At 59.8% G+C, this 24,861-nt stretch carries 27 protein-coding genes and 1 pseudogene; 15 read left to right on the top strand and 13 right to left on the bottom strand.

The window, feature by feature from the left end:
* Nucleotides 1-235: 235 nt before the first annotated feature.
* From NTD84_RS07640 to NTD84_RS07625, 4 genes and pseudogenes are all read right to left on the bottom strand, one after another.
* Nucleotides 236-2,068 carry an ABC transporter ATP-binding protein gene (locus NTD84_RS07640; RefSeq protein WP_262164484.1) on the bottom strand — a complete coding sequence of 611 codons (1,833 nt, stop codon included), beginning with the start codon at nucleotides 2,066-2,068 and terminating at the stop codon, nucleotides 236-238.
* A gap of 90 nt (nucleotides 2,069-2,158) precedes the next feature.
* On the bottom strand, nucleotides 2,159-2,716 hold the full coding sequence (locus NTD84_RS07635; RefSeq protein WP_262164483.1) for a peptidylprolyl isomerase: 558 nt from the start codon (nucleotides 2,714-2,716) through the stop codon (nucleotides 2,159-2,161).
* A 3-nt stretch (nucleotides 2,717-2,719) separates the two neighbouring features.
* Nucleotides 2,720-3,525, bottom strand: a pseudogene (locus NTD84_RS07630) (alpha/beta fold hydrolase).
* A 14-nt stretch (nucleotides 3,526-3,539) separates the two neighbouring features.
* The gene (locus tag NTD84_RS07625; RefSeq protein ID WP_028621594.1) at nucleotides 3,540-4,463 is read right to left on the bottom strand and encodes a LysR family transcriptional regulator; all 924 of its coding nucleotides are present in this window, start codon (nucleotides 4,461-4,463) and stop codon (nucleotides 3,540-3,542) included.
* A 49-nt stretch (nucleotides 4,464-4,512) separates the two neighbouring features.
* Between NTD84_RS07625 and NTD84_RS07620 the strand changes: the two genes are divergently transcribed.
* The 3 genes from NTD84_RS07620 (at nucleotide 4,513) to NTD84_RS07610 (ending at nucleotide 6,868) form a co-directional block, all read left to right on the top strand.
* Nucleotides 4,513-4,827, top strand: coding sequence for a 3-phosphoglycerate kinase (locus NTD84_RS07620; RefSeq protein ID WP_262164481.1), 315 nt, complete (start codon nucleotides 4,513-4,515; stop codon nucleotides 4,825-4,827).
* A gap of 231 nt (nucleotides 4,828-5,058) precedes the next feature.
* Nucleotides 5,059-5,658: an FMN-dependent NADH-azoreductase gene (locus NTD84_RS07615; protein WP_262164480.1), complete on the top strand. Its 600-nt coding sequence runs from the start codon at nucleotides 5,059-5,061 to the stop codon at nucleotides 5,656-5,658.
* Between the two features lie 343 nt (nucleotides 5,659-6,001).
* A complete protein-coding gene (locus NTD84_RS07610; protein WP_262164479.1) occupies nucleotides 6,002-6,868 on the top strand; it encodes a carboxylate/amino acid/amine transporter in 867 nt (288 codons plus the stop codon).
* 101 nt (nucleotides 6,869-6,969) lie between these two features.
* Here NTD84_RS07610 and NTD84_RS07605 read toward each other — a convergent pair whose 3' ends face one another.
* Nucleotides 6,970-8,268 carry a mechanosensitive ion channel family protein gene (locus NTD84_RS07605; RefSeq protein ID WP_262164478.1) on the bottom strand — a complete coding sequence of 433 codons (1,299 nt, stop codon included), beginning with the start codon at nucleotides 8,266-8,268 and terminating at the stop codon, nucleotides 6,970-6,972.
* A gap of 193 nt (nucleotides 8,269-8,461) precedes the next feature.
* Here NTD84_RS07605 and NTD84_RS07600 point away from each other — a divergent pair, with 193 nt between their 5' ends.
* Nucleotides 8,462-9,808 carry a DEAD/DEAH box helicase gene (locus NTD84_RS07600; RefSeq protein ID WP_262164477.1) on the top strand — a complete coding sequence of 449 codons (1,347 nt, stop codon included), beginning with the start codon at nucleotides 8,462-8,464 and terminating at the stop codon, nucleotides 9,806-9,808.
* 107 nt (nucleotides 9,809-9,915) lie between these two features.
* Here NTD84_RS07600 and NTD84_RS07595 read toward each other — a convergent pair whose 3' ends face one another.
* On the bottom strand, nucleotides 9,916-11,202 hold the full coding sequence (locus NTD84_RS07595) for a CitMHS family transporter (protein ID WP_262164476.1): 1,287 nt from the start codon (nucleotides 11,200-11,202) through the stop codon (nucleotides 9,916-9,918).
* A gap of 269 nt (nucleotides 11,203-11,471) precedes the next feature.
* On the opposite strand from NTD84_RS07595, the gene NTD84_RS07590 reads away from it, so the two are divergent.
* The 3 genes from NTD84_RS07590 to NTD84_RS07580 all read left to right on the top strand — a co-directional run bounded on the left by NTD84_RS07590 (nucleotide 11,472) and on the right by NTD84_RS07580 (nucleotide 14,470).
* Nucleotides 11,472-12,413: a hydroxymethylglutaryl-CoA lyase gene (locus NTD84_RS07590; RefSeq protein ID WP_262164475.1), complete on the top strand. Its 942-nt coding sequence runs from the start codon at nucleotides 11,472-11,474 to the stop codon at nucleotides 12,411-12,413.
* On the top strand, nucleotides 12,410-13,621 hold the full coding sequence (locus tag NTD84_RS07585; protein WP_262164474.1) for a CaiB/BaiF CoA transferase family protein: 1,212 nt from the start codon (nucleotides 12,410-12,412) through the stop codon (nucleotides 13,619-13,621). The genes NTD84_RS07590 and NTD84_RS07585 overlap by 4 nt, the downstream gene beginning before the upstream one ends.
* A gap of 87 nt (nucleotides 13,622-13,708) precedes the next feature.
* Nucleotides 13,709-14,470: an IclR family transcriptional regulator gene (locus tag NTD84_RS07580; RefSeq protein WP_262164472.1), complete on the top strand. Its 762-nt coding sequence runs from the start codon at nucleotides 13,709-13,711 to the stop codon at nucleotides 14,468-14,470.
* Between the two features lie 101 nt (nucleotides 14,471-14,571).
* Here the strand turns inward: NTD84_RS07580 and NTD84_RS07575 are convergent, their stop codons facing one another.
* Complete coding sequence (locus NTD84_RS07575; RefSeq protein WP_262164470.1) at nucleotides 14,572-14,847, bottom strand: hypothetical protein; 276 nt, start codon at nucleotides 14,845-14,847, stop codon at nucleotides 14,572-14,574.
* A 185-nt stretch (nucleotides 14,848-15,032) separates the two neighbouring features.
* Here NTD84_RS07575 and NTD84_RS07570 point away from each other — a divergent pair, with 185 nt between their 5' ends.
* The 3 genes from NTD84_RS07570 (at nucleotide 15,033) to NTD84_RS07560 (ending at nucleotide 16,505) form a co-directional block, all read left to right on the top strand.
* Entirely contained in the window at nucleotides 15,033-15,461 is a 429-nt protein-coding gene (locus NTD84_RS07570; RefSeq protein ID WP_262164468.1) for an Sbal_3080 family lipoprotein, read from the top strand.
* 8 nt (nucleotides 15,462-15,469) lie between these two features.
* Nucleotides 15,470-15,889, top strand: a complete 420-nt coding sequence (locus NTD84_RS07565) for a DUF2846 domain-containing protein (protein ID WP_315975562.1) — start codon at nucleotides 15,470-15,472, stop codon at nucleotides 15,887-15,889.
* Between the two features lie 226 nt (nucleotides 15,890-16,115).
* Nucleotides 16,116-16,505 (top strand): transcriptional regulator, encoded by a 390-nt coding sequence (locus NTD84_RS07560; RefSeq protein ID WP_262164464.1) that lies wholly within the window; start codon nucleotides 16,116-16,118, stop codon nucleotides 16,503-16,505.
* 54 nt (nucleotides 16,506-16,559) lie between these two features.
* On the opposite strand, the gene NTD84_RS07555 is transcribed toward NTD84_RS07560, so the two are convergent.
* From NTD84_RS07555 to NTD84_RS07545, 3 genes are all read right to left on the bottom strand, one after another.
* Nucleotides 16,560-17,429 carry a DUF6279 family lipoprotein gene (locus NTD84_RS07555; RefSeq protein ID WP_262164462.1) on the bottom strand — a complete coding sequence of 290 codons (870 nt, stop codon included), beginning with the start codon at nucleotides 17,427-17,429 and terminating at the stop codon, nucleotides 16,560-16,562.
* A gap of 66 nt (nucleotides 17,430-17,495) precedes the next feature.
* Nucleotides 17,496-18,212, bottom strand: coding sequence for a TorF family putative porin (locus NTD84_RS07550; RefSeq protein WP_262164460.1), 717 nt, complete (start codon nucleotides 18,210-18,212; stop codon nucleotides 17,496-17,498).
* 204 nt (nucleotides 18,213-18,416) lie between these two features.
* Nucleotides 18,417-18,605, bottom strand: coding sequence for a hypothetical protein (locus NTD84_RS07545; protein ID WP_017337097.1), 189 nt, complete (start codon nucleotides 18,603-18,605; stop codon nucleotides 18,417-18,419).
* A 349-nt stretch (nucleotides 18,606-18,954) separates the two neighbouring features.
* Here NTD84_RS07545 and NTD84_RS07540 point away from each other — a divergent pair, with 349 nt between their 5' ends.
* The 3 genes from NTD84_RS07540 to NTD84_RS07530 all read left to right on the top strand — a co-directional run bounded on the left by NTD84_RS07540 (nucleotide 18,955) and on the right by NTD84_RS07530 (nucleotide 21,354).
* Nucleotides 18,955-19,791 carry a S1 RNA-binding domain-containing protein gene (locus NTD84_RS07540; protein ID WP_262164457.1) on the top strand — a complete coding sequence of 279 codons (837 nt, stop codon included), beginning with the start codon at nucleotides 18,955-18,957 and terminating at the stop codon, nucleotides 19,789-19,791.
* Nucleotides 19,792-19,837: 46 nt separating this feature from the next.
* On the top strand, nucleotides 19,838-20,227 hold the full coding sequence (locus NTD84_RS07535) for a DUF2177 family protein (protein WP_262164455.1): 390 nt from the start codon (nucleotides 19,838-19,840) through the stop codon (nucleotides 20,225-20,227).
* Nucleotides 20,228-20,421: 194 nt separating this feature from the next.
* Nucleotides 20,422-21,354, top strand: coding sequence for a DMT family transporter (locus NTD84_RS07530; protein WP_262164453.1), 933 nt, complete (start codon nucleotides 20,422-20,424; stop codon nucleotides 21,352-21,354).
* Here NTD84_RS07530 and NTD84_RS07525 read toward each other — a convergent pair.
* Nucleotides 21,299-22,480, bottom strand: coding sequence for an MFS transporter (locus NTD84_RS07525; RefSeq protein ID WP_262164451.1), 1,182 nt, complete (start codon nucleotides 22,478-22,480; stop codon nucleotides 21,299-21,301). The two genes, NTD84_RS07530 and NTD84_RS07525, sit on opposite strands and share 56 nt — an antisense overlap.
* Nucleotides 22,481-22,583: 103 nt before the next feature.
* Here NTD84_RS07525 and ptrR point away from each other — a divergent pair, with 103 nt between their 5' ends.
* Both ptrR and NTD84_RS07515 read left to right on the top strand, forming a co-directional pair.
* The gene (gene ptrR / locus NTD84_RS07520) at nucleotides 22,584-23,477 is read left to right on the top strand and encodes a putrescine utilization regulator PtrR (RefSeq protein WP_262164449.1); all 894 of its coding nucleotides are present in this window, start codon (nucleotides 22,584-22,586) and stop codon (nucleotides 23,475-23,477) included.
* A gap of 139 nt (nucleotides 23,478-23,616) precedes the next feature.
* A complete protein-coding gene (locus NTD84_RS07515; protein ID WP_007914492.1) occupies nucleotides 23,617-23,745 on the top strand; it encodes a PA1414 family protein in 129 nt (42 codons plus the stop codon).
* Between the two features lie 76 nt (nucleotides 23,746-23,821).
* On the opposite strand, the gene NTD84_RS07510 is transcribed toward NTD84_RS07515, so the two are convergent.
* Both NTD84_RS07510 and NTD84_RS07505 read right to left on the bottom strand, forming a co-directional pair.
* Nucleotides 23,822-24,073 carry an acyl carrier protein gene (locus NTD84_RS07510; protein ID WP_262164447.1) on the bottom strand — a complete coding sequence of 84 codons (252 nt, stop codon included), beginning with the start codon at nucleotides 24,071-24,073 and terminating at the stop codon, nucleotides 23,822-23,824.
* A 55-nt stretch (nucleotides 24,074-24,128) separates the two neighbouring features.
* Nucleotides 24,129-24,854: an MBL fold metallo-hydrolase gene (locus NTD84_RS07505; protein ID WP_262164445.1), complete on the bottom strand. Its 726-nt coding sequence runs from the start codon at nucleotides 24,852-24,854 to the stop codon at nucleotides 24,129-24,131.
* Nucleotides 24,855-24,861 lie beyond the last annotated feature (7 nt).

Here is a 24,861-nt window from a genome sequence, read left to right as displayed (position 1 = left end):
GATTTACGACAGGCTCATCTCCAGAACCTGCGCTGAGTACAGCACGATTGGTGCAGATTTCCAGTGCCCACAAAAAACCGCCAGGGCCCAGTATCAAAGGGCTGTGGCGGTTTTTTACGGTTCAAACCCTGTGGGAGCGAGCCGGCTCCGGGCGGCGTTCCGACGATAGCGCTGTGCCAGGCAGCATGGCCGTAGACTGGCACGCCCTCATCGCGAGCAGGCTCGCTCCCACCGATCAATCGATCCCGACGAACCCACCCGTCTGATGCTGCCACAACCGCGCATACAGCCCGCCCTGCGCCAACAACTCCGCATGGGTCCCGGTCTCGGCGATCCGGCCCTTTTCCAGCACCACCAACCGGTCCATCCGCGCAATGGTCGAGAGCCGGTGGGCAATGGCAATCACGGTTTTACCCTGCATCAGGGTTTCAAGACTTTCCTGAATCGCCGCCTCAACTTCCGAATCCAGCGCCGACGTCGCCTCGTCCATGATCAGGATCGGCGCGTCCTTGAGCAGCACCCGGGCGATGGCGATCCGCTGACGCTGGCCGCCGGAAAGCTTCACCCCGCGTTCACCGACATGGGCATCGAAACCGGTGCGTCCCTCGGCATCCGACAGCAACGGAATGAACTCATCGGCGCGAGCCTTGTGCACCGCTTCCCAGAGTTCCGCATCGGTGGCATCGGGCTTGCCGTAAAGCAGGTTGTCGCGGATCGAACGGTGCAGCAGTGACGTGTCCTGAGTAATCATGCCGATGCGCGCGCGCAGGCTTTCCTGGCCGACCTCGGCGATGTTCTGACCATCGACGAGGATCTGTCCGCCCTGCACGTCATAGAGGCGCAGCAGCAGGTTGACCAAGGTGGATTTCCCCGCACCGGACGGGCCGATCAAGCCGATTTTCTCACCGGGTTTGATCGTCAGGTTGAGGTCGCCGATGATCCCGCTTTTCTTGCCGTAGTGGAAATCCACGTGCTCGAAGCGCACTTCACCACGAGCTACCGCCAGCGGCTTGGCCGCTTCACGGTCGGTGACGCTCACCGGTTGTGAGATGGTCTGCAAACCGTCCTGAACCATGCCGATGTTTTCGAAGATCCCGGTGACCACCCACATGATCCAGCCCGACATGTTGACGATGCGAATCACCAGGCCAGTGGCCAGGGCGATGGCGCCGACCGTGATCAGCGACTGCGTCCACAGCCACAACGCCAGACCGGTGGTGGTGACAATCAGCAAGCCGTTCATGCTGGTGATGACCACGTCCATGCTGGTGACCACACGGCCGGCCAGTTGGGCTTTCACGGTCTGCTCTTCGATAGCTTCCTTGGCGTATTGCTGTTCGAAATTGGTGTGGGCGAACAGCTTCAGCGTGGTGATGTTGGTGTAGCCATCAACGATCCGACCCATGAGCTTGGAACGCGCATCCGAGGACACCACCGAGCGCTCTTTCACCCGCGGCACGAAGTAGTAGAGCGCGCCGATGTAGGCGGCGATCCAGGTCAGCAACGGAATCATCAGGCGCCAGTCGGCTTCGGCGAACAGCACCAGCGAACTGATCGCGTAGATCAGCACGTGCCAGAGCGCATCCACTGCCTGCACGGCGGAGTCGCGCAACGAGTTGCCGGTCTGCATGATGCGCTGGGCGATACGTCCGGCGAAGTCGTTCTGGAAGAAATTCAGGCTTTGCTTGAGCACGTAGCTGTGGTTTTGCCAGCGGATCAGGCTGGTCATGCTCGGGCTCAGGGTCTGGTGCACCAGCAGGTCATGCAGGCCCACGAACACCGGGCGCAGGACCAGCGCCACCACCGCCATCCAGGCCAGTTCGATGCCGTGGTCCTTGAAGAAATTGACGTTCGGCGTGCCCTGGGCCAGGTCGATGATGCGGCTCAGGTAGCTGAACAGCGCCACTTCGATCAGCGCGCCGAACAGGCCGACGGTCAGCAGGGCGGCGAAGCTTGGCCAGACCTGCTTGAGGTAATAGGTATAGAAGGGCCAGACGCGGTCGGGCGGAGCCGCCGTCGGGGCGTCGCGGAATACGTCGATCAGTTGTTCAAAACGGCGATAAAGCATCGGATCTCCGCCCGCGTACGGGCTCTTCTTTAAACGCTATGAGCGGCGCCGAAGGTCGACGGCCGCTCAACATCCCTGTGCGTGTGAGTCTCAGTCGATGCGCTTGGCCGACTTGATGTACACAGGGTCGGCAGGCACGTCTTTCATGCCGCCGCGGGTGGTGGTCGACGAGTTGACGATGACGTCCACGACATCCATGCCTTTCACGACTTTACCGAAGACAGCATAGCCGTCGCCCTGGTCCAGGAAGTCGTTGTCCTTGACGTTGATGAAGAACTGGCTGGTGGCCGAATCAGGCACGGAAGTACGGGCCATGGACAGGGTGCCACGGACGTTGTGCAGACCGTTTTTCGACTCGTTCTTGATCGGTGCCTTGGTGTCTTTTTGCTGCATGGTTTGAGTGAAACCACCGCCCTGGACCATGAAACCCGGGATCACGCGGTGGAAAATCGTGTTGTTGTAAAAGCCGCTGTCGACGTACTCAAGAAAGTTCTTGGTACTGATCGGCGCCTTGACCGGGTCCAGTTCGATTTCGATCTGGCCGTTGGTGGTCTCCAGCAGCACGTGCGGCGCCTTGGCCGGCGTGGCGGCCATCAGGTTGGCGGCAAACAGAACGGAGCCGGCGACGAGGGCGATTTTTTTCAGCATGGGTCAGTGATCCTGAGTGTGGTGGTGTCGACTGCGGTGAGAAACTCGAGCAGGGTTTGGTTGAAGCGTTCGGGTTGATCCAGCGGGGTGGCGTGGCGCGAATCGGCGATCACCACCAGCCGCGCATCGGGCAGCAGTTTTACGTAGGTCTCTTTCAGCGCCACCGGTGTGTAGTCGCGGTCGGCGCTGACGATGAGGGTTGGACAGGACACTTTGGAAAGTCGTTCCTGAACGCCCCAGCCAACGATCGCATCGAAGCTGGCGAGATAAGCACGTTTGTCATTTTTTGCCCAGCGCTCGGCCATCTTTTGACGCAACTCGGCCTGTTCCGGCTTGGGAAACAATTTGCCGCCCAAGGCTTTGCCGATGGTGCCCAGACTCAACACGCGCATCAGGCTCCAGCGCTTGAACCACTGCCAATAATCGTCGCGGCTACGCAGCTTGACCTCGGGCGCGCTGTTGACGATGCACAGGCTTTTGAGCAGTTGCGGCTGATCCACCGCCAGTTGAAAACCAATCATGCCGCCCATGGAAAGCCCGACGTAATGGGTCGGGCCCAGGTTCAAATGCTCGACCAGCGCGACCAGGTCGGCGCTGAAGCCGGCGATGCTGTAGCGCTCGCGGGGCTTGTCCGAGCGCCCGTGGCCGCGCACATCCGGCACGATCACCCGATAGCGCGCGGACAGTGCGGGGATCTGCTTCTCCCAGTCCAGGGTGCTGGAACCCAGGCCGTGGACCAGCAGCAACGGGGTGCCGTGACCATATTCCTCATAGTGCAGGTTGCAACCTTCATGTTCGAAATAGGCCATGGGTTCACTCCGTGTCAGGCTTGTTCAGGGGCGGCGAAGGGCGCATCCAGCGGCGCGGTGTCGAAGGTGCGCAGCAGTTCGATAAGGATTTGCGTCGCCGGGCCCAGCGGTTTGTCCTTGTTCGAATACAGGTAGAAGCTCGGGTTACGGCTACCGCCCTGATCCAACGGTAGCAGCTTGAGCGTGCCTTCCCTGAGTTCCCGTTCGATCATGTGCCGGGGCAACCAGGCGAAACCCAGCCCGCTGCTGACAAAGGTCGCGGCGGTGGCCAGGCTGCCGACGGTCCAGCGCTGTTCGGCGCCGAGCCAGCCAACATCCCGTGGCTGCTGGCGGCCGGAGTCGCGGATCACCACTTGCATCTGGCTTTCCAGGTCCTGGAAATTCAGTTCACGGTTCAGCCGGTGCAAGGCGTGTTCGGGATGGGCGACGGCGACGAACTCGACGTCACTCAATTCCGCGCCCAGGTAGCCCGGAATGCTGAAACCGGTGATCGCCAGATCGGCCACGCCTTCGAGCAGGACTTCTTCCACGCCCGACAGTACTTCTTCGCGCAGACGCACCCGGCAGCCGCGGCTTTGCGGCATGAATGCGGTCAAGGCGCGGACGAGGCGAGCGCTCGGGTAAGCGGCGTCGACCACCAGTCGCACTTCCGCCTCCCAGCCTTGCTCCATGTGATGGGCCAGGTCTTCCAGCTGGCTGGCCTGTTTGACCAGTTGCCGGGAACGGCGCAGCAGCACGCCGCCGGCTTCGGTCAATACGGCTTTGCGACCGTCGATGCGCAGCAGCGGCACGCCGAGCTGATCCTGCATGCGGGCCACGGTGTAGCTGACTGACGATTGCGAGCGGTGCAGCGCTTCGGCGGCCTGGGCGAAACCGCCGTGGTCGACCACGGCCTGCAACGTTCGCCATTGATCAAGGGTCACGCGGGGCGCTTTCATGTTGAGCTCCTCTTGTCCTAAGCTGGCGGTCCTTATTGGAGACTGCCGAATGAAAAAATTCTGTTGCGTAGTTTTAGCAATGTTGCCGTTGACCGCGTTTGCTTACCCGATCGATGTACAGAAACAGTTGAACGGCTTGAGCATCGACTACAACGCGTTTGACACCGATACCGACATCGCCTCCATTCAAGTGAACAACTACGGCAGCACCGATGCCACCTGCAAGGTGGTGTTCAACAACGGTCCGGAAGCACCGCGCACCCGCAACATCGACGTAGCGGCCGGCAAGCACAAAACGGCCACCGCCAAGTTCAGCCGGACCATCATCAAGATGCGTATCAACCTGACGTGCACCCCGAAATAAGCTTCAGGATCCTGTGGAGCGGGCTTGCTCGCGAAAGCGATGTGCCATGCAGCAATAGAGATGTCCGACACGCCGCTTTCGCGAGCAAGCCCGCTCCCACATCGTGTATGTTCAGCTTATAAACGAATTTATTGATGGGTTGTAGCAGTTATTTGCGCTTTTTCATCGATAGGACTCTGTTTAATCTCCACTCCATCGACTTACAGCCTTCTCAGATGGAGCCTACATCCCATGTCCCGCGTTCTGATCATCGAAAGCAGCGCCCGTCAGCAAGACTCGGTTTCCCGTCAGCTGACCCAGACCTTCATCAACCAGTGGAAAGCCGCGCACCCCAACGACCAGATCACCATGCGTGATCTCGCCGTCAACCCGGTGCCGCACCTGGACATCAACCTGCTGGGTGGCTGGATGAAACCCGCCGAGCAACGCAACGACATCGAGCAGGCATCCCTGGAACGCTCGAATCAGTTGACTGATGAACTGCTGGCCGCCGACGTTTTGGTCATGGCCGCACCGATGTACAACTTTGCGATTCCGAGCACGCTGAAAGCCTGGCTCGACCACGTATTGCGTGCCGGCGTGACCTTCAAGTACACCGACACCGGCCCGCAAGGCCTGCTCAGCGGCAAGCGTGCCTACGTGTTGACAGCGCGCGGCGGGATCTACGCCGGCAGCACCGCCGATCACCAGGAACCCTACCTGCGCCAGGTCATGGGCTTCATCGGCATCCACGACGTGACCTTCATTCATGCCGAAGGCCTGAACCTGGGCGGCGACTTCCACGAGAAGGGCCTGAACCAGGCCAACGCCAAGCTTTCCCAGGTGGCCTGAGGCTTTAATCGCCAGATAATCCCTTGATGTTCAAGTGACCTGGCGCAACGCCTTCAAGGCTTTACGCGCACCGAACCTCCCTTTGCACTTGTTGCTCCTGAGTGCTGTAGCCCGATTGAACGCTTTAGCGAGATCGGGCTTTTTTTTGCCCGGGATTTACTGAATCCGGCCCCCTGTAGGAGCCAGCTTGCTGGCGATGGACTCGAGTACGCCGCGTTGTATCAGTTCGGTCGCGTTATCGTTAACGACCATCGCCAGCAAGCTGGCTCCTACAGGGATCCGGGTGTCCTCGCGATCGTCGGCAAAACCCGCTATCGTCGCCGCCATTCGAAATGAGGCGACCATGGGCTATCTACTTTTTGTCACGCTGATCCAGGCGTTTTCCTTCAGTCTGATCGGCGAATACCTGGCCGGTCATGTCGACAGTTACTTCGCGGTGCTGGTGCGGGTGCTGCTGGCGGGGCTGGTGTTTATTCCGCTGACACGCTGGCGTTCGGTGGAACCGGCGTTCATGCGCGGCATGCTGCTGATCGGCGCGTTGCAGTTCGGTGTGACGTACGTCTGCCTGTACCTGAGCTTCCGGGTGTTGACGGTGCCGGAAGTGTTGCTGTTCACCATCCTCACGCCATTGCACGTGACGCTGATCGAAGACGCCCTCAACCGGCGCTTCAACCCGTGGGCGCTGGTCGCCGCACTCGTAGCGGTGGCGGGCGCGGCGGTGATTCGTTATGACCGGATCAACCCGGATTTCTTCATGGGTTTCCTGTTGCTTCAGCTTGCCAACTTCACCTACGCCGCCGGGCAGGTGCTTTACAAGCATCTGGTGGCGCGTCATCCGAGCGACCTGCCGCATTACCGGCGCTTCGGCTATTTCTACCTGGGCGCCCTGGCGGTGGCGTTGCCGGCGTTTCTGCTGTTCGGCAAACAGAATTTCCTGCCCGAAGCGCCGTTGCAATGGGGCGTGCTGGTGTTCCTCGGCCTGGTCTCGACCGCGTTGGGGTTGTATTGGTGGAACAAGGGCGCGTGCCTGGTGAACGGCGGGACGCTGGCGGTGATGAACAACCTGCATGTGCCGGTGGGGTTGCTGATCAATCTGTTGATCTGGAATCAGCATGAAGAGCTGGGGCGGTTGTTCCTGGGGGGATCGGTGATTCTGGCGGCGGTGTGGATCAGCCGGTTGGGCCTGCGCAAACCTCTGCCGGTCCACTGACCCTGTGAGAGCGACCTTGCTCGCGAATACGGAGTGTCAAACAAATCTCGACTGACACGACGCCTTCGCGGGCAAGCTCGTTCCCACGTGGGGATGCGGTGTTACATGAACTGTTTTTCGGATTCCGCAAGGTGGCTCGCGCCCAGCACCGCTGGCAACAACCCGGCCCGCAAATCTCCGCCACTTGGCTGCTGATAAAGGCTCAAGCCGAACTCCGGCAGCACCGCCAGCAGGTAATCGAAAATATCCCCCTGAATCCGCTCGTAATCCGCCCACGCCGTGGTGCGGGTGAAACAGTAGATCTCCAGCGGAATCCCCTGAGCGGTGGTTTGCATCTGCCGCACCATGCAGGTCATGTTCGGCTGGATCTCCGGGTGGCTTTTCAAATAGGCCAACGCATAGGCGCGAAAGGTGCCGATATTGGTCATGCGCCGACGGTTGGCCGACATGGCCGCCACGTTGCCCTGGGCCTCGTTCCAGGCTTTGAGCTCGGCCTGTTTGCGGCTGATGTAGTCGGTCAGCAGGTGCACCTGTGAGAGTTTCTGCTCTTCGTCGTCACGGATGAAGCGAACGCCGCTGGCATCGATAAACAGGCTGCGCTTGATCCGTCGTCCACCGGACTGCTGCATACCGCGCCAGTTCTTGAAGGATTCGGACATCAGGCGCCACGTCGGGATCGACACGATCGTCTTGTCAAAGTTCTGCACCTTGACCGTGTGTAGCGTGATGTCCACCACATCGCCGTCGGCGCCGACCTGCGGCATCTCGATCCAGTCGCCGACCCGCAACATGTCGTTGCTGGTCAGCTGCACGCTGGCGACGAATGACAACAGCGTGTCCTTGTAGACCAACAGGATCACCGCCGACATGGCGCCAAGCCCCGACAGCAGCAACAGCGGCGAGCGGTCGATCAGGGTGGCGACGATGATGATCGCACCGAACACGTACAAGACCATTTTCGCCAGTTGCACGTAGCGTTTGATCGAGCGGGTGCGGGCGTGCTCGGTACGCGCGTAAATGTCGAGCAGCGCACTGAGCAGGGCGCTCAGGGCCAGGACCAGGAACAAAATGGTGAACGCCAGCGCGACGTTGCCAAGGAACAGCGTCGCGGTCTTGCTCAACTCCGGCACCAGGTGCAGGCCGAACTGGATCACCAGCGACGGCGTCATCTGCGCCAGACGATGAAACACCTTGTTCTGCCGGAAGTCGTTGACCCAGTGCAAGGCCGGCTGGCGGGCGAGCATCTTGGTCGCGTGCAGGATCAGGTAACGTGCCACTCGTCCGAGGGCCAGCGCCACCACCAGCAATAGCAGGAGCCCGAGGCTGGAATGCAGGAGCGGGTGCTGGTCGAGCGCACCCCATAGGTCTTGGATGTTGAGCCAGAGCTGTTGGATATCCATGGGTAAAACCGGTTCTTCTGTAGGACGCGTCGGGGCGATTAGAGCATTTAAGCTGCTTTGGATGACGTTTGAGGACAAAAGACGCAACAAAAAAGCCACTGTTTACGGTCGTTTGTACAAAGAAACTCGGCCTCGGCGCTCGAAACCGGTAACCTATGCAGCTGTTTTTTTGCATTTCTTCGAGGTAGCACCCGTGTTTTCCCAATTCGCCCTGCACGAACGCCTGCTCAAAGCCGTGGCCGAGCTTAAATTTGTCGAGCCAACGCCTGTGCAAGCAGCGGCTATTCCGCTGGCGCTCCAAGGGCGTGACCTGCGGGTGACAGCGCAAACCGGCAGCGGCAAGACCGCGGCGTTCGTTTTGCCAATCCTCCACCGCCTGATCGGCCCGGCGAAAATCCGCGTCAGCATCAAGACCCTGATCCTGCTGCCGACCCGCGAACTGGCCCAGCAGACCATCAAGGAAGTCGAGCGCTTCGCCCAGTTCACCTTCATCAAGTCCGGGCTGATCACCGGTGGTGAAGACTTCAAGGTCCAGGCCGCCATGCTGCGCAAGGTGCCGGACATCCTGATCGGTACGCCGGGGCGAATGATCGAGCAACTGAACGCCGGCAACCTGGACCTCAAGGAAGTAGAAGTCCTGGTCCTCGACGAAGCCGACCGCATGCTCGACATGGGGTTTGCCGAAGACGTCCAGCGCCTGGTGGAAGAGTGCAGCAACCGCCAGCAGACCATGCTGTTCTCCGCCACGACGGGTGGCTCGGGCCTGCGCGAGATGGTCGCCAAGGTTCTGAACAACCCGGAACACCTGCAGTTGAACAACGTCAGCGATCTGAATGCGACCACCCGTCAGCAAATCATCACCGCTGATCACAACCAGCACAAAGAGCAGATCGTGAACTGGCTGCTGGCTAACGAGACCTATCAGAAGGCCATCGTGTTCACCAACACCCGGGCTATGGCCGACCGCATCTACGGTCGTCTGGTCGCGCAAGAATACAAAGCGTTCGTCCTGCACGGTGAAAAGGACCAGAAAGACCGCAAACTGGCGATCGATCGCCTGAAGCAGGGCGGCGTGAAAATCCTCGTCGCCACCGACGTTGCCGCCCGCGGCCTCGACGTGGAAGGTCTGGACCTGGTGATCAATTTCGACATGCCGCGCAGCGGCGACGAATACGTGCACCGTATCGGCCGCACCGGTCGCGCCGGCAACGATGGCCTGGCCATCTCGCTGATCTGCCACGGCGACTGGAACCTGATGTCGAGCATCGAGCGCTACCTCAAGCAGAGCTTCGAGCGCCGCACCATCAAGGAAGTCAAAGGCACTTACGGTGGACCGAAGAAGGTCAAGGCCTCGGGCAAAGCCGTTGGCGTGAAGAAGAAAAAGGTCGACGCCAAGGGCGACAAGAAGAAAACCGGCGCCAAGGCCCCAACCAAACGCAAAATCGCCAACCGCCCCAAGACCGACGCCCTGTCGCTGGTCAGCAAGGACGGCATGGCGCCGCTCAAGCGCCGCAAGCCGGAAGCGCCGGCTGCTGAATAAAACGCCGTAGCGACCGCACAAAAAAACCGGACCCAGGTCCGGTTTTTTTACGTCCATCAGTCGCTACGCGAACCGCGGTTGGCACTGGCTTGTCAGCATCGGCGGCCTCAACGTATGACGGAAATCGACCCCAGCGCCAACGCGGCTAACAACATCACGCCCACCGTTCCTACCGTCCACTTCAGGGTCATGCGCTGGTTATCGCCATAATCCAGATCCAGCAATCCGCACAGCAAATACGTTGACGCCACCAGCGGGCTAAGCAAATGCACCGGTTGGCCAATCAGCCCGGCAATCGCCATTTCCTTGCCGCTGATGCCGTAATGGCTGGCGGTTTCGGCGAGGATCGGCAACACGCCGAAGTAGAACGCATCGTTGGTCAGTACATAAGTGAACGGCATGCTAAGAAAAGCTGTGATGATCGACATCGAACTGCCGGCCCATTCCGGGATGATGTGAATCAGGCTTTCGGAAATGGCCTTGGTCATGCCGGTGCCGCCCATGATGCCGACGAAAATCCCCGCCGCGAAAATCAGCAAGGTCACCGCCATGACGTTGTCGGCGTGCCGCGCGATCACCGCTTTCTGATCTTTCAGATTCGGGAAGTTCACCACCAGGCCGATGCCGAAGGCCAGCATGAACAGCACGGCGGGAGGCATGACGGCGAGCATCATCATCGCGATCAGGGCGACGGTCAGCGCGGCGTTGAACAGAAAGCGCCAGTCGTTCAGGCGAAACTCGGTGAAGTGCTCCAGCCCTTCGTTGCTACCGAGTTGCACGACGCCCAATCGACGCCGCTCCAGTCGGCCCAGGTACAGCGCAACGAGGATCACCCACACCAGCCCGATGGCCATCAACGGCAGCATTGCCACGAACAGCTCGGTGATGTCTACCTTCATGGCGCTGGCGGCCCGTGAAAACGGCCCGGCCCACGGCAGGATATTCATTACGCCGATGGCCAGCAGCAACACCGTGGCCATGACTTGCAGGCGCACGCCGGTGCGGCGGTACAGCGGCAACAGCGCCGCGCAGGTGATGATGTAAGTGGTGGCGCCATCGCCGTCCAGACCGACGCAAATCCCGAGGATTGCCGTGCCGAGAACGATTTTCTGCGGATCGCCTTTCACGGCCTTGAGGATCAGTTTGACCAGCGGATTGAACAACCCCGCATCGGTCATCATGCAGAAATACAGGATCGCAAAGGTCAGCATCACCCCGGTGGGCGCCAGCATTTTCAGGCCATCGAACATCATCGGCCCCAACGTCGCGGAATAGCCGGCCAGGCAGGCAAAGGCGACGGGGACCAACAACAGCGCAACCAGCGGCGACAGGCGTTTGCTCATGACCAGGTACATGAAGCACGTGATCATCGAATAGCTGAGTAGGGTCAGCATGGTTTCCCTCGTTTTTTATAGGTTTTGTCCGGGTGTGACGGCGGGCGAAAGCAGCGCTTGTCGTCTTTATCGTTCTGTTAGACAGAACACCATTCCTTTTGATGGAACAACTTTCCGACCAATTTTTTATGCTGTCAAGTGTTTGTCCGTTCGTTGACAAGGGCTTGAAACTCAATGGATACTAAAAACAGAACAATATTCTGTCAGATAGAACGTATAGTGAGGTGCTCGAAAACACGGGGCCTCGTGGCGTTTCAGGAGGGCTGGTGATGGGTCATTCGAACGAAATCGACATTCTGGTCAGCGAGGTCGGGCCCCGTGACGGGCTGCAAAGTGTCTCGGCCACCATGCCGACCGAGCTGAAACTGAAATGGATCGCAGCGCTGGCGGAGGCCGGTGTGCGAGAAATCGAAGTGGGCTCGTTTGTGTCGCCCAAACTGCTGCCGCAGATGGCCGATGCCGCCGCCGTGGTGGCCTATGCGCGGACCTTGCCCAACCTGTTCGTGACCGCGCTGGTGCCGAATCTCAAAGGCGCGGAAGCGGCTTTCAGGGCGGGCGTGCAGAAAATCACCCTGCCTATTTCGGTGAGTGAACCGCATTCCCTGGCCAACATCCGCAAAACTCATGTCGAGGTCTACCAAGAGGTGCGCAACGTCGTTGCCTTGCGCAACGAGCTGTATCCGCACGTCGAGATCGAGGCCGGGTTGTCGACGGTGTTCGGTTGCACGATCCAGGGCGAAGTACCGGACGACGACACCTTGCGCTTGGCCACGATCATGGCCGAGTTGGGGGTCAATGAAGTGGGGCTGGCCGACACCGTCGGTTATGCCAACCCGACGCAGGTCCGGCGCCTGTTCACCCGGTTGCGCCAGGAACTGGCGGGCGTTGCCGGCAGTGCGCATTTTCACAATACCCGCGGTCAGGGCCTGGCCAACGTGCTGGCGGCGCTGGACGTGGGGGTGACCACCATCGATGCGTCCCAGGGCGGAATCGGTGGTTGCCCGTATGCACCGGGCGCGTCGGGCAACATCGTTACCGAAGACCTGGTGTACCTGCTCGAATCCATGGGCCTGCGCACCGGCATCGACATCGAGCGGCTGGTGAAGGCGCGCGAATGGCTGCGCATGGGTCTGCCAGGGGAGCCGCTGTACGGCTTCATCCCGGATGCCGGCGTGGGCAAGAATTTTCACTATGCAAAGAAGGCGGTATGAACATGAGCCCCAGCCAACCACAAAAGCCGTTGCCGCTGGCCGGTATCCGGGTGATAGAGTTTGTCCATATGGTCATGGGCCCGACCTGCGGCCTGGTGCTGGCCGACCTGGGGGCGGAGGTGATCAAGGTCGAGCCGACCCCGGCGGGTGACAACACCCGGCGCCTGATGGGCTCCGGCGCGGGTTACTGGATCACCTATAACCGCAACAAGAAAAGCTTCGCCGTCGACCTGAAAACCCCTGAAGGCATCGCGGCGGTCAAGAAGCTGATCGCCACCGCCGACGTGGTCACCGAGAACTTCCGGCCGGGCACCATGGAAAAACTCGGCCTGGGTTATGCGGATGTCAAAGCGATCAAGCCGGATGTTATTTACAGTTCCATGAAAGGTTTCCTGCCCGGCCCGTACGAACATCGTACGGCGCTGGACGAAGTGGTGCAGATGATGACGGGCCTGGCCTACATGACCGGCCCGGTCGGCCAGCCGCTGCGCGCCGGGGCGTCGGTCAACGACGTGATGGGCGGGATGTTCAGCGCGATTTCGATTCTCGCGGCATTGTTGCAACGTACGCAAAGCGCTCAGGGCCAGTTCGTACAGACCGGCCTGTTCGAGAACTCGGCGTTCCTGGTGGCCCAGCACATGATGCAGAACGTAGTTACCGGCACACCTGCGGCGCCGATGCCGAGCCGGGTTTCCGCTTGGGCTATCTACGATGTTTTCAAGTGTGCCGGTGACGAGCAGATCTTTCTCGGTGTGGTCAGCGACAGCCAGTGGAAAAGCTTTTGTGAGGTGTTCGGCTTCGATGCCTTCGGCAACGATCCGCAGCTGGCCGGTAACAATCAGCGGGTCGCGGCGCGCAAGGTGATCCTGCCGCAAGTTCGCGAATGCCTGGCGCGCATGAGCAAAGTGCAAGTCATGGCGCTGTGCGAAAAGGCCGGACTGCCGTTTTCACCCATCCAGCGCCCGCAGGATATGTTCGACGATAAACACCTGAATGAGTCGGGCGGGATGGCCCAGGTCACCTTGCCAGACGGCCAGTCAGTCAAGGTGCCCATGTTGCCATTCGAAATGGACGGGCAACGCTTTGGTACACGATTGAATGTGCCGGCGTTGGGCAGTCATTCCGACGAATTGTTGGCCGAGCTGGGTTACACCGAGGCCGATATCGATGCACTGCACTGCGCGGGTGTCATCCGGTCCGAGGCGTGAAGGGTGGTCGCCTGTTCGTTCAACGGTTAAGGTAGCCGCTGCGCAGCCCGGTGCTGACGCCGTCCTGAAGTTTTGTCACGAGCGAACATGAACACACAATCTCCAGCGGAAGACGAACCTTCCTCACCATCTGCCGAAGGGGGCGTGGCGGCCGTGGATCGCGCCTTCGCGATCCTCTCGGCATTCGATGTAGGCAGCAACAGCCTGCCGCTGGCGGAAATCGCCCGGCGCACCGGCCTCTATAAGAGCACCATCCTGCGCTTGATGAGTTCACTGGAACGCGCCGGGTTCATCCGCCGCCTCGGCGATGGACAATACGCCGTTGGTCCCGAACCGTTGCGGTTGGCGCAGGTGTACCAGACCTCTTTCCGTCTGCGGGATGTGATCTATCCGCTGCTGGAATCCTTGTCCGAAGCAAGCGGTGAAACTTCTTCTTTTTACGTCCGGGAAAACGACAGCCGTGTGGTGTTGTTTCGTGTCGAGCCGAAGCGAGCGGTGCGTGTTTCCTTGCATGAAGGTGCACGATTTCCACTCAGTGCCGGGGCATCGGGAAAAGTCCTACGGGCGTTTGGGGCAATGTCCGATCCGAACCTTGGCGCGATTCGCGAACAGCTGTGGGCGACGTCCTTCGGCGAACGGGATCCGGAAACGGCATCGGTCTCGGTGCCCGTATTCAATGCCGCATTTGACTTGACCGGGGCGCTGACCTTGTCCGGCCCGGCTGAGCGATTCAGCCAGGAAAAGGTGACTACTGCGTGCGGGATGTTACTCGATGCCGCGGCCAGGGCGACCGTCGCGCTAGGCGGGGACAACCGGGAATTGCTCAAAGCCGCCGAACGCATCACGTGAGCACATCAGAATCCCTGTAGGGGCTGGCTTGCCGGCGATGGCGTCATCAAGAACATCGTCCCGTCCGACATTTTTCGCCAGCAGGCTGGCTCCTACACAAATCAGCTTTCGGCTTTTTTATCCGCCGTGTCCAATTCCTTCATACGCTGGTCGATCAGCTGACATTTGTCCGGCAAATCTGCGCTGGCCGTCCCCAGGTCCATCTTCTGCAACTCATCGTTGATTTCCTTGGCCTTCTTCGGGTTCTGCTCGGTGAGCTTGGCCACTTCCTTGGCCAGTTGTTCGCGTTTGACGTTGGCTTCCTCGGGCGTGCAGGCCAAGGCGGGGAGCGCGCAAGCGAGGGTGGCGGCGAGAGTGAGTTTCAGCAGGATTTTCATAAACGGGCCTCGGTTCCGGTTAAGGCGGTTACCCGGTTGAGGGGTGTGAACGGAGGAAAGTTCATCGTGCCGGTTGGTTTTGTTCGGGGCATGCGCCGATTGCGCACCTGCCAATTGACTGGAAAATGGCGCCAAATTACTATGCCGCCATCGTTTTGATATCACTCCGAATTCAGGGATAGAACATGCTGTCCAGAGCTGTCACGGCAGGCCTTCTATTGGCATTGACCGGTTGCACCAACATCACTGTCGAGCCTGTGGGGCCGCAATACAAAATCACCAGGCTTTGCATTGAAGAGAATCCGAAAGTGGTGGTGGGCGACTTCGTCGATGGGCTCCAGACACTGTTGCGCAAGCACCATATCGAAAGCCAGCTTTACGCGGCGCCCCTTCCGGGCAACTGCGAATATCGCCTGACCTATACCGCGATCCGTTCCTGGGACTTCTCCGCGTACTTGTCCGATGCCAGCGTCCGGCTATTCAAGGGCGATCAGCAAATCGGCTTCGGTCAATACCACCTGGCGGGCGAGGGCGGCTTTGATCCGTCGAAGGTGGCGTCGGTCGAGGAAAAAATGGGGCCGGTGATCAATCAGTTATTGGGGCAAAAGCAATGAGCGCAGCGTTGAAAAGTATCCCGGCCCTGTTGCTCATGCTGTTGTTGGCCGGCTGTGGCCACACCCGTTCCAGCCAGCCGTATTTCGAACCGCCGACACCGCCTCAGGGCAAGGCGCTGGTTTACATGATGCGGACCCAGGTCATTCAAGGCAGTTTTTATGACAGTGTGTTCAGCATCAATGACAGTGCGGTGGTCGGGCTCAATGAGCAGACTTATTCCTGGGTGCTGGTAAGTCCGGGTCTGCACAAGGTGTCCGCCGGGCAGCATCCGCATCCTCGAAACGTCTTTCTGAACCTGTCGGTCGAGCCGGGGAAAGAGTATTTCGTTGAGTACACCCAGGAGAACATGGTTGAAATGGTTCGGGTGCGGGATGCGAAAGAAGGCAAGGCGATGGTGAAGCGCTATTCGTATATACCGGTAAAGTAGCGGCGTTGATTTCAGCGACGGAAACGGGCGACCTTTGGGTCGCCCGTTTTCGTTTCATCGCGAGGTGGCCTATTCGCCGTGACAGCAGCTCGAGGGCGCTTTGTCTTCATACCGATCGTGATGTTTTACCCAATCCATGATGTCCTCTCTTCGCTGAACGGCTGCGTGCGTTGCCGGTCACAACTTATGAAGGCCATCACACTCACGGGCTTTGGAGGTTGAAAGGATGACGACTTATAACTGGGATTTGATCGAGCGCCTGCTGCACGAAGTGCAAAACGGAGCTGCCAGCTTCACGCCACGGCCCTATGCCGAGCAGTACGCAGCGGAGAAAGCCACGGAAGGTGAGCAGACTGAAAACCTCGACCATCTGAAAGCGGTGGCGGGCGAGTACGAGAAGTTACTGCTGGAGCGCGGATTTATCGAGCCTCGACCTGAAGAGCAGGGTGGCAGCGGTTCCAACTACATCCTGACGTTGCGAGGTTCGAGTTTGTTGAGCCTGATCGACAGCAGCATTCCGGGTAACGATCATCCACGGCAAGTGCTGGATGAGCAGGAAGATGCGCTGGATGAAGTGACGTTCGATGAAGTGGCGTCCAAGGCGCAGATAGCCTGACGAACCCTGTTACCAGTGTGGGAGCAAGCCTGCTCCCACACTGTTGCGTATGCCTTAGCTTTGTTTCACCGCTTTCAGACACTTCAAGTCATTGAAGTCCTTGCGCACCCCTTCGATTTTCTTCAGCAACCGCTCGCGTTGGGTCGGCGTGCTTTCGGCCATCAAATCCACGAACAGGCTTCGCGCCTGTGCTTCGGTGTTGGCATAGGCCTTACGGTACTCGGGCGTCCATAAACTCTCGCGATTCACCAATAGCGTCTCTATGCGCTGTGGGAATTCCGGACTCTGGCGCTGCGCAACCGCCGCACTGAACTGTTTCTGCCAATGCACGCGGTTGGCTATCCATTGCGTGTTCTGATCGCCCAAGGCGTTGGACCAGGCGACAATCCGTTGTTGCTGGGTCGGGCTGAGCGGGCCGAGCCAGTCATTCAGGCGCTTCTGCATGCGCTCGCCGCGCTCCTTGATCTGCTGGTCGAGCGGCGGTTGCAGGTATTCCTGCTGGCGTTTGCGCTGGTCTTTGGCGAAGGCGTCGTTCATCTCCGCCACTTGCTTGTCGTCCAGTCCCTGCAACAATTCGATGGCCGATGGCGTGATTTCCCGCGCGGTCTGGGCAATCGCTTGCTTGGCTTCCTGGGTGCGGGTTTGCAGGGCGGCGTCGGTGACCTGGTTGGTCTCCACCATCGTTTGCAGGCGGTCCAGCCAGTCGAGGTAACCCGGCAGTTGCGTCGTGCAGTGCCAGCTCAGGTGTTCCTTGAGGCGCTCGTTGAACCAGCCTTTCTGTTCGCCGTTCATGTCCAGGTAATCGCTGAGCGTCCACGGAATGATCACGTCGAGGTTGCGATAGGCCAGGCCCATGCGACTGCAAGCGCCGAGGGCGAGACTGAGGGTGAGGATGACGGCGACACACTTTAACCAGCGCGACATGGGCGGGTCCTTGCGAAAAGCGTAGGTTTTCATGTGAACGCAGGATGAGCCTGCCAGTTCAGCCAATCAATAGAAGGCGCGTTCGGCCTTGAGGGTGACCAGGCCGTCGCACTGGCTGTTGTGTCCGGAATAGGCGGAGCAATCGCTGCCGCTAAGGCTCGAGTCGCTGTAGATCAGGTTCAGGTCTATGCCCATGAACGGCCGGGAAAGGGTCAGCGACCAGTCGGTGAAACTGCCTACGTAGCCACCGTCCACCGACACTGGTGTGTTGAGCTGGTGGGTCGTGTATTTCATGCTGATGCCGATGCCGAACGGCTGGTTACCGCCAAGGTCGGCGAACACGGTGCTGTTCTGTTTGTCCGGGTCGTTGCTGAATGCGGCGCCGAAACGGCTGCCCAGCAGGGTCAGGCCGCCGAACAGTTCCTGGGTGTCGAGGGTGTCCACTTTCGGGTAACTGTAATGGATCATCCCGACTTCGTAGCCGAGGGTTTGGTCGAAGGGTTGTTTAAAACCCACGTAGGAATCGACTTCGAGGTTGTTCCCCGGACTCAATCCCATGCTGGGCGACCATTGGCCGAAGTAGAAGCCGCTGTCGTGGGTCAGGTCCAGGCCACCATGGAAAGACCCGGTGGTCGAAGGTTTGACCAGCCCCTGGGCCATGCTGCGGCTTGGGGTGGTGCCGAGTTTGAGGTCGAAGTCCCCCAGTTCGCGCTGGAAGATTTGCGCATTGGCGAGCGAACACCACAGCAGGCTGGCGAGTACAACGAATAAAGGCTTGAGCATGCGTCACTCCATGAACAGCGAGGCGCAGGACAAAAACCTGCTGAAACGCTTGATCTAGACGTGTGCAAGCATACCGGCGAATGCTCGGCATCGAGGGCCGTTCGTCGATTTTTGAAATATTGATGGTTTGGCGGGTGTTTCAGGAGGGGTTCCAGTCCAAGCGCTTCGAAGCTCAAAGCGCTTAGGGACCAGGTAACGCGGGTGTTATTTTTTGCCCAGGGTGATCTGTTTGGACGGGCCGAACGTCTGGCCGCTGACGCCTTTGGCAATTTGCTGGATTTCACCGCCGGACTTGAGGAACGCAGCAATCTGGTTGTTGATCGATTCGCTGGTTTCAACGGCTGGAGCTGGCTTTGCTTTGCTGTTGGATGCTTTTACACGCATGGCGGCCATTAACCTATAGAAAATTAACTTGGCCAGGCATCGTACAGGAAATACTTGACAATTGCTCGGCAAAATCCCCTTGAAATACACATCGCAAATGCGCGATTTATCGCAAGTTATTATTGGTAATATTCCCCTAAGCTGCTGTTTTAAATACGAACATCGGTTGAAGAAAATGCATTCCAACGTGCTTGGACGGGACAGATTTGGTCAGGTCGGCCTGACGAGCGGCCTGGTGTGTTCGGCAAACCCAGGAAAATTAAGGGGTTCAGAGGAATTTCTCCAGCCGCTTGGCCGGGTGCCGAACGCAGTCCGCAAAAACGGGTAGAATGCCGCCCACGCAATGAGGGTATTGGAAATGGCTTTAGTCGGGCGCTACAACAGTTTGCAAGTGGTTAAACACACTAACTTCGGTTTATATCTGGACGGTGGGGCGGATGGCGAAATCCTTCTGCCTAATCGTTATATCCCCAAAGATATTCCCAGCGAAGATGAAGACTGGCTCAACGTTTTTATTTATCTGGACAGCGATGACAAACTCATCGCAACTACCGAAAAGCCGAAAGTTCAAGTCGGTGAGTTCGCCAGTCTGAAAGTCGTTGAAGTCAACAGCATCGGGGTTTTCCTGGATTGGGGTTTGCCGAAGGATCTGCTGCTGCCGTACTCCGAAGAGAAACGTCAGATGAGCGCTGGCGAATACGTCGTGGTGCACGTCTACCTCGACAAGCACACCCGCCGCATCACCGCGACGGCGCGTCTGGACCGTTACCTCGACAAGACCCCGGCCAATTACACCCCTGGCCAGGAAGTTGACCTGCTGGTGGCCGAAGCCACCGACATGGGCTTCAAGGCCATCATCAACAACAAGCACTGGGGGTTGATCCACAAGAACGAAATCTTCAAGTTCATGCGCGCCGGCAAGGAAGAGAAGGGCTTTATCAAAGAGGTCCGTGCCGACGGCAAGATCAGCCTGAGCCTGCAACCGGTCGGCGAAGCAGCCGCCACCAGCCTCAACTCGAAGATCCTCGCCAAGTTGCGCGAAAACAACGGCACCTTGCCGGTGAGCGACAAGAGCGATCCAACGGTGATTACCAGCCTGTTCGGTGTCAGCAAGGGCAACTTCAAGAAAGCCATCGGCGCGTTGTACAAGAATGGCCAGATCGTCATTCATGCCGATCGCATTGAACTAAGCTGATGCCGCGCCGGCCCCATGTAGGTCGATGACATGGGGTTGGACTGCGATGACGAAGGCTCTGTTTGCGTACGCTGGCGCCTTGCTGGCGTTTCTCCTGCTTGACGGTCTGTGGCTCGGCGTTCTGATGGCCCCGACCTATCGCGCGCTGCTGGGCTCGCTGATGCTTGATCAGCCGCTGCTGGCCCCTGCAGTGGCGTTCTACCTCCTTTATGGACTCGGTTGCGTGGTATTCGCGGTATTGCCGGCGGCGACCTGGCAGCGCGCGGCGCGCCTCGGTGCTTTGTTGGGCCTGGTGGCTTACGGCACCTACGACCTGAGCAACTGGGCGACGCTACGCGGGTGGTCGGCGCCGTTGGCACTGATGGACATGGCGTGGGGGGCGGTGGCGACCTGCATTGCGTGCAGCGCAGGGTACTGGGCCGGACGCAAGGCCTGATGTCGATCGCGTTGAGTCGGGCGCGCTAGCTGCGGCCGGATGACGCAAACGGGAATTTGCAGGTCCCCTTCAGGCGGCATTTTCTGTCCATCTGGTTAATAATCTTTCACATAATTTTTCGCCCCGGCCTCGCGTCGGGGCTTTGCTGTTTACTGTCGAGTCACTGCCATGTTCTGTTCGTTCGAGGTGTTCCGTTGAGCGCCACCCGGCGTAGCGCCGATGGATTTGCCCTGCAAGTCATGATGGGGCTGTGCCTGATCTGGGGCATACAGCAAGTGATGATCAAGTGGGCGGCGCCTGACATTGCGCCGGTCATGCAGGCCGCAGGACGATCAGGGATTTCTGCGTTACTCGTAGGAATACTGATTTGCTGCAAGGGCGGTTGGGATCAGGTGGGCAACACCTGGCGCGGTGGACTACTGGCTGGCACGTTGTTTGGGCTGGAGTTTTTCTTCATTTCCGAAGGACTGCAGCTGACCACCGCCGCGCACATGTCGGTGTTTCTCTACACCGCGCCGATCTTCACCGCGCTGGGCGTGCACTGGCTGTTGCCGAGTGAGCGTTTAAGGCCCGTTCAGTGGCTGGGTATCCTTCTCGCGTTTATCGGGATCGCCATTGCGTTTGCCGGTGGCGTGTCGTGGGACAACCTCGATCACCGCATGTTGATTGGCGATGCGCTGGGCGTGCTGGCTGGCGCCGCGTGGGGCGCGACCACCGTGGTGGTGCGCGCGTCGCGCCTGTCGGAAGCGCCGGTGACGCTGACCTTGTTCTACCAACTGATCGTCGGCTTCGTCGGCCTGTTGCTGATCGCGATTCTCAGCGGCCAGGTGACCCATGTCAGCCTGACCACCGTGGCGGTGGCCAGCGTGCTGTTTCAGGGGCTGGTGGTGTCGTTCTTCAGTTACCTGACCTGGTTCTGGCTGCTGCGGCGCTATCTGGCGGCGAACCTCGCGGTGTTTTCGTTCATGACGCCGTTATTCGGCGTCACGTTTGGCGTGGTGTTGCTGGGTGAGGCGCTGACCCTTAACTTCGTCATCGGTGCTGTGCTGGTGTTGCTCGGCATCACGTTTGTCAGCGCTGAGCAGTGGGTGCGCCGTCGTCTGCGCAGAGCCCTTGGCCAGTCCTGAGCGGCGCGAACAACAAACCGCCCGCGACGAGCAAACCGCTGCCCGCGACGATCAGCGCCGGCTGCAAACCGCCGCTGAAATGGCTGCTCGACGCCGCCAGCAATGGCCCGGCGAGCTGGCCCACAGCGAAGCACGCCGTCAGCAGCCCGGCGTTGCGCTGGGTGGCGTGGGGCGCCAGTTCGCGGGAGCGCTGCATCACCAGCTGCATGCAGGCCAGAAATGGCGTGCCACACAGCATCACCCCCAGCGCCAGGCCTGAAGCGCTGCCCAGCAGGCAGGCAAATACGCCGGCCGCTTGCAGCCACAACGTCGCCATCAGCCAATGCCGGGTGGCGTTCGGATTGTGTCGACGCAGACTCACCAGCACCACGCCGAGGGCGGACGCCAGGCCAAAGCACGGCCAGAACAGATCGGCCTGCCATTGACCATGGAACTGCGCGTTGGCCATCTGCGAGAGAAACGTGGCCGGGATGATGTAGCCCAGACCGTACAATCCGTAGATCAAACCCAAACGACCGATTCCTCGATGGCCGCCGCTGGCAGTGACGGGAGCCGCGGCCACGGTTGCGTTCGCTTGCGGTAGGAACGGCAAGATCCCCAGCAGCATGACGAGCGCAACGGCGGCGTAAATCAGCCACAACGTGGCGGAGGTCTGACCCAGCAGGTTCGAACCCAAGGCCAACAGGCCCGTCAGAAAAATCCCCAAACCCGGCCCGGCGAACACCAGCGCACCCAATCGCGGTCGCCCGGCGGCTGCGGCCATTGGCTGGCTTAGCGCGGTGATCATCACCAGCACCCAGGCACTGGCGACCCCGGTGCCGAAGCGCAGCAGCAGATGCGACCAGAAACCGTTGGCCCAGCACGACGCGAGGGTCAGCAGCACGCACAGCCACAGCCCGCCCAGCAACCGGCGCCGAACCTGGGCAGGGCGGCGGGAGAACATCGCGTCCACCGCGCCGACGAAGTAGCCGAGGTAGTTGGCGGCGGCAATCAGACCGGCGGCGGTCAGGTCGATCTGACCTTCACTGAGCAGGTGCGGCATTTGCGGCGTGAGGGCGAACCGCCCGATGCCCATGGCCATCATGAGTGCGATGAAGCTGGCGAGTAAGCGAATCAGCGGCGACATAGTCTGGATTCCAATAAAGGATCGATGACCGTCAGGCTAGGACTGATTGACTTTCTTTAAAAATGAATAATAGTGAGTAACTTGTTCTGATTTGGAGAGGGTCGTGGAATTCAGCCAATTGCGGATCTTCCAGGCAGTGGCGGAAGAGGGCTCGATTACTCGTGCAGCCGAACGTTTGCACCGGGTGCCGTCGAACCTGTCGACCCGCCTCAAACAACTCGAAGAGCAGCTCGGTGTAGAGCTTTTCGTACGCGAACGTCAGCGTTTGCAGTTATCACCTGCGGGAAAAGTCTTGCTGGATTACACCGCCAGGCTGTTCAACCTGCACGACGAAGCACAAGCGGCGGTGCAGGGCGGGCAACCGGCCGGTGACTTCGTGCTGGGGACGATGTACAGCACCGCCGCCATTCACCTGCCAGGGCTGTTGGCGCGATATCACCGCACCTACCCGGCGGTGAACCTGCAAGTGCAGTCCGGGCCCAGCGGTGAGTTGCTGGAAGGCCTGCTCACCGGTCGTCTCGATGCGGCGCTGGTGGACGGCCCGCTGGAGCTGGCCGGCCTCGACGGCGTGCCGTTGTGCGACGAACGGCTGGTGCTGATCAGCGAAGCCGATCACCCGCCGGTGCGTAGCGCGCTGGATGTGGAAGGACGATCGGTATTCACCTTTCGCCAAGGCTGTTCTTATCGGATGCGCCTGGAAGCCTGGTTTGCCCATGATCGCGCGGCCATGGGCCGGGCAATGGAGATCGAGTCCTATCCGGGAATGCTCGCGTGCGTGATCGCCGGTTCCGGGGTGGCGCTGATGTCAGAGTCGATGCTCGCCAGCCTGCCGGGTCGCGAAAGCGTCGCGGTGCACCCGCTGGCCGAGCCGTTTGCCAGTGCAACGACCTGGCTGATGTGGCGCAAGGGCATGGTCGGGGCCAACCTGAATGCGTGGATCGAGCAGCAACAAGCGGTCTTTCCGTCGGCCGTGTTGCCGGCGCAGGCGATGGCCTGAACTAATGGTCAGGTATTTGGATCAATTCAGTAACAGATCATTGCGGATTTTGCCGAGCATTGCGTAGGACTTCGGACTATTATCAGTGCGAAGGGGCTTCAGAATTTCAGCCGCTCAGCACTACCCTGAAGGGGGCACCATGAAAGAGAAAATCCAAAACTGGCTGCACGACCTGGGTGTTGCGCTCGGTTTGATCGAACCGCCTCTGCAACCCGTGCCTATTCGCACTGACGACGAGCAGCGTCGACGCCAGCAGCGCCGCCGCTAAATCGCGTCTAAGGTCGAGGGAGCGCAGCCGTAGCAGTTTCTGAACACTGCATGCGGCTGCGTAGAACACCGGGCGGTCAATGCCGCCCAATCTCCATCAAAAACCGGCTCAAATCGTTCGCCGTCCTGGCGCCCTTGAGCATCCGGTCCTCCTCGGCGGTGAACGCCGTCAACTCCAGTTCATCCTCCAGATGAAAGATCAGCTCTTCGATATCCTCCTTGTCCAAGCCTAATTCTTCCAGGCTGGTGCGGTCGTCGAAGTCTTCCCGGCTTTCCAGCAGGCGGCTGATGAAGCGATGCACGGCGGCACGCACGGCGGCTCTTTTCATGGCTGTTCTTCGAGGGCGTTATTGTTGTTGTCCCTGCCGTTGAGTACAGCAGGCTTCAGCCGTGGGAGCGCTGCCACTCGTCAATCATCGTGCGTAAGTGTTCCCCGGAAAAGCTGCCAAAATGCCCGCCATGCACCGTGCGGATCGGCAAGGCGCGCAGGCGTTGCAGGCTGCGGGCATAGTCGTCGAGGTCGGAGTGGTAGGCGTCTTCGATCAACGGCCCGTCGTAGATGATGTCGCCGCTGAACAGGGTTTCGGTCGCGGCTTCATACAAGCTGATGCCGCCCGGTGAATGCCCCGGCGTGTGCAGCACCTGCAGCACGCGGTCGCCCAGGTCCAGCACGTCACCTTCTTCGATCATCCCCGTGGCCGGCGCGGCCTTGACCCGATATTCGGCGTAGCACAGCGGACAATCCGGGTGCGCCTCGAACATCTCGTCACCGACAAACGCCGTGGACAACGTGTTCTCACCGTCCGGCGCGGCGAGGATCTGCGCTTCGGCCGGATGCACCAGGCGTTCAGGAAACTCGTGATGGCCGGCGATGTGATCGAAATGGCAATGACTGGCCACCGCCACCAGCGGCCGCTCGGTGATCCACGGCAGTTGCTCGCGCAGGCTGACCAGCCCGGAGCCGCTGTCCAGCAGCAGGTCCTTGTCGCGGCCCTGAATGTGCCAGAGGTTGCACCGATAGAACGGACGGATGTACGGCTCGTGAATCAGGCGGATGCCGTCGCTGAGCTGTTTGACCTCGAACCACTGGTCGCGGCTGACGATCTTCATGGGCAGA

Source organism: Pseudomonas sp. 14P_8.1_Bac3, assembly GCF_025466085.1.
Classification (GTDB): domain Bacteria; phylum Pseudomonadota; class Gammaproteobacteria; order Pseudomonadales; family Pseudomonadaceae; genus Aquipseudomonas.
This window is presented reverse-complemented; position numbering and strand designations above follow the sequence as displayed.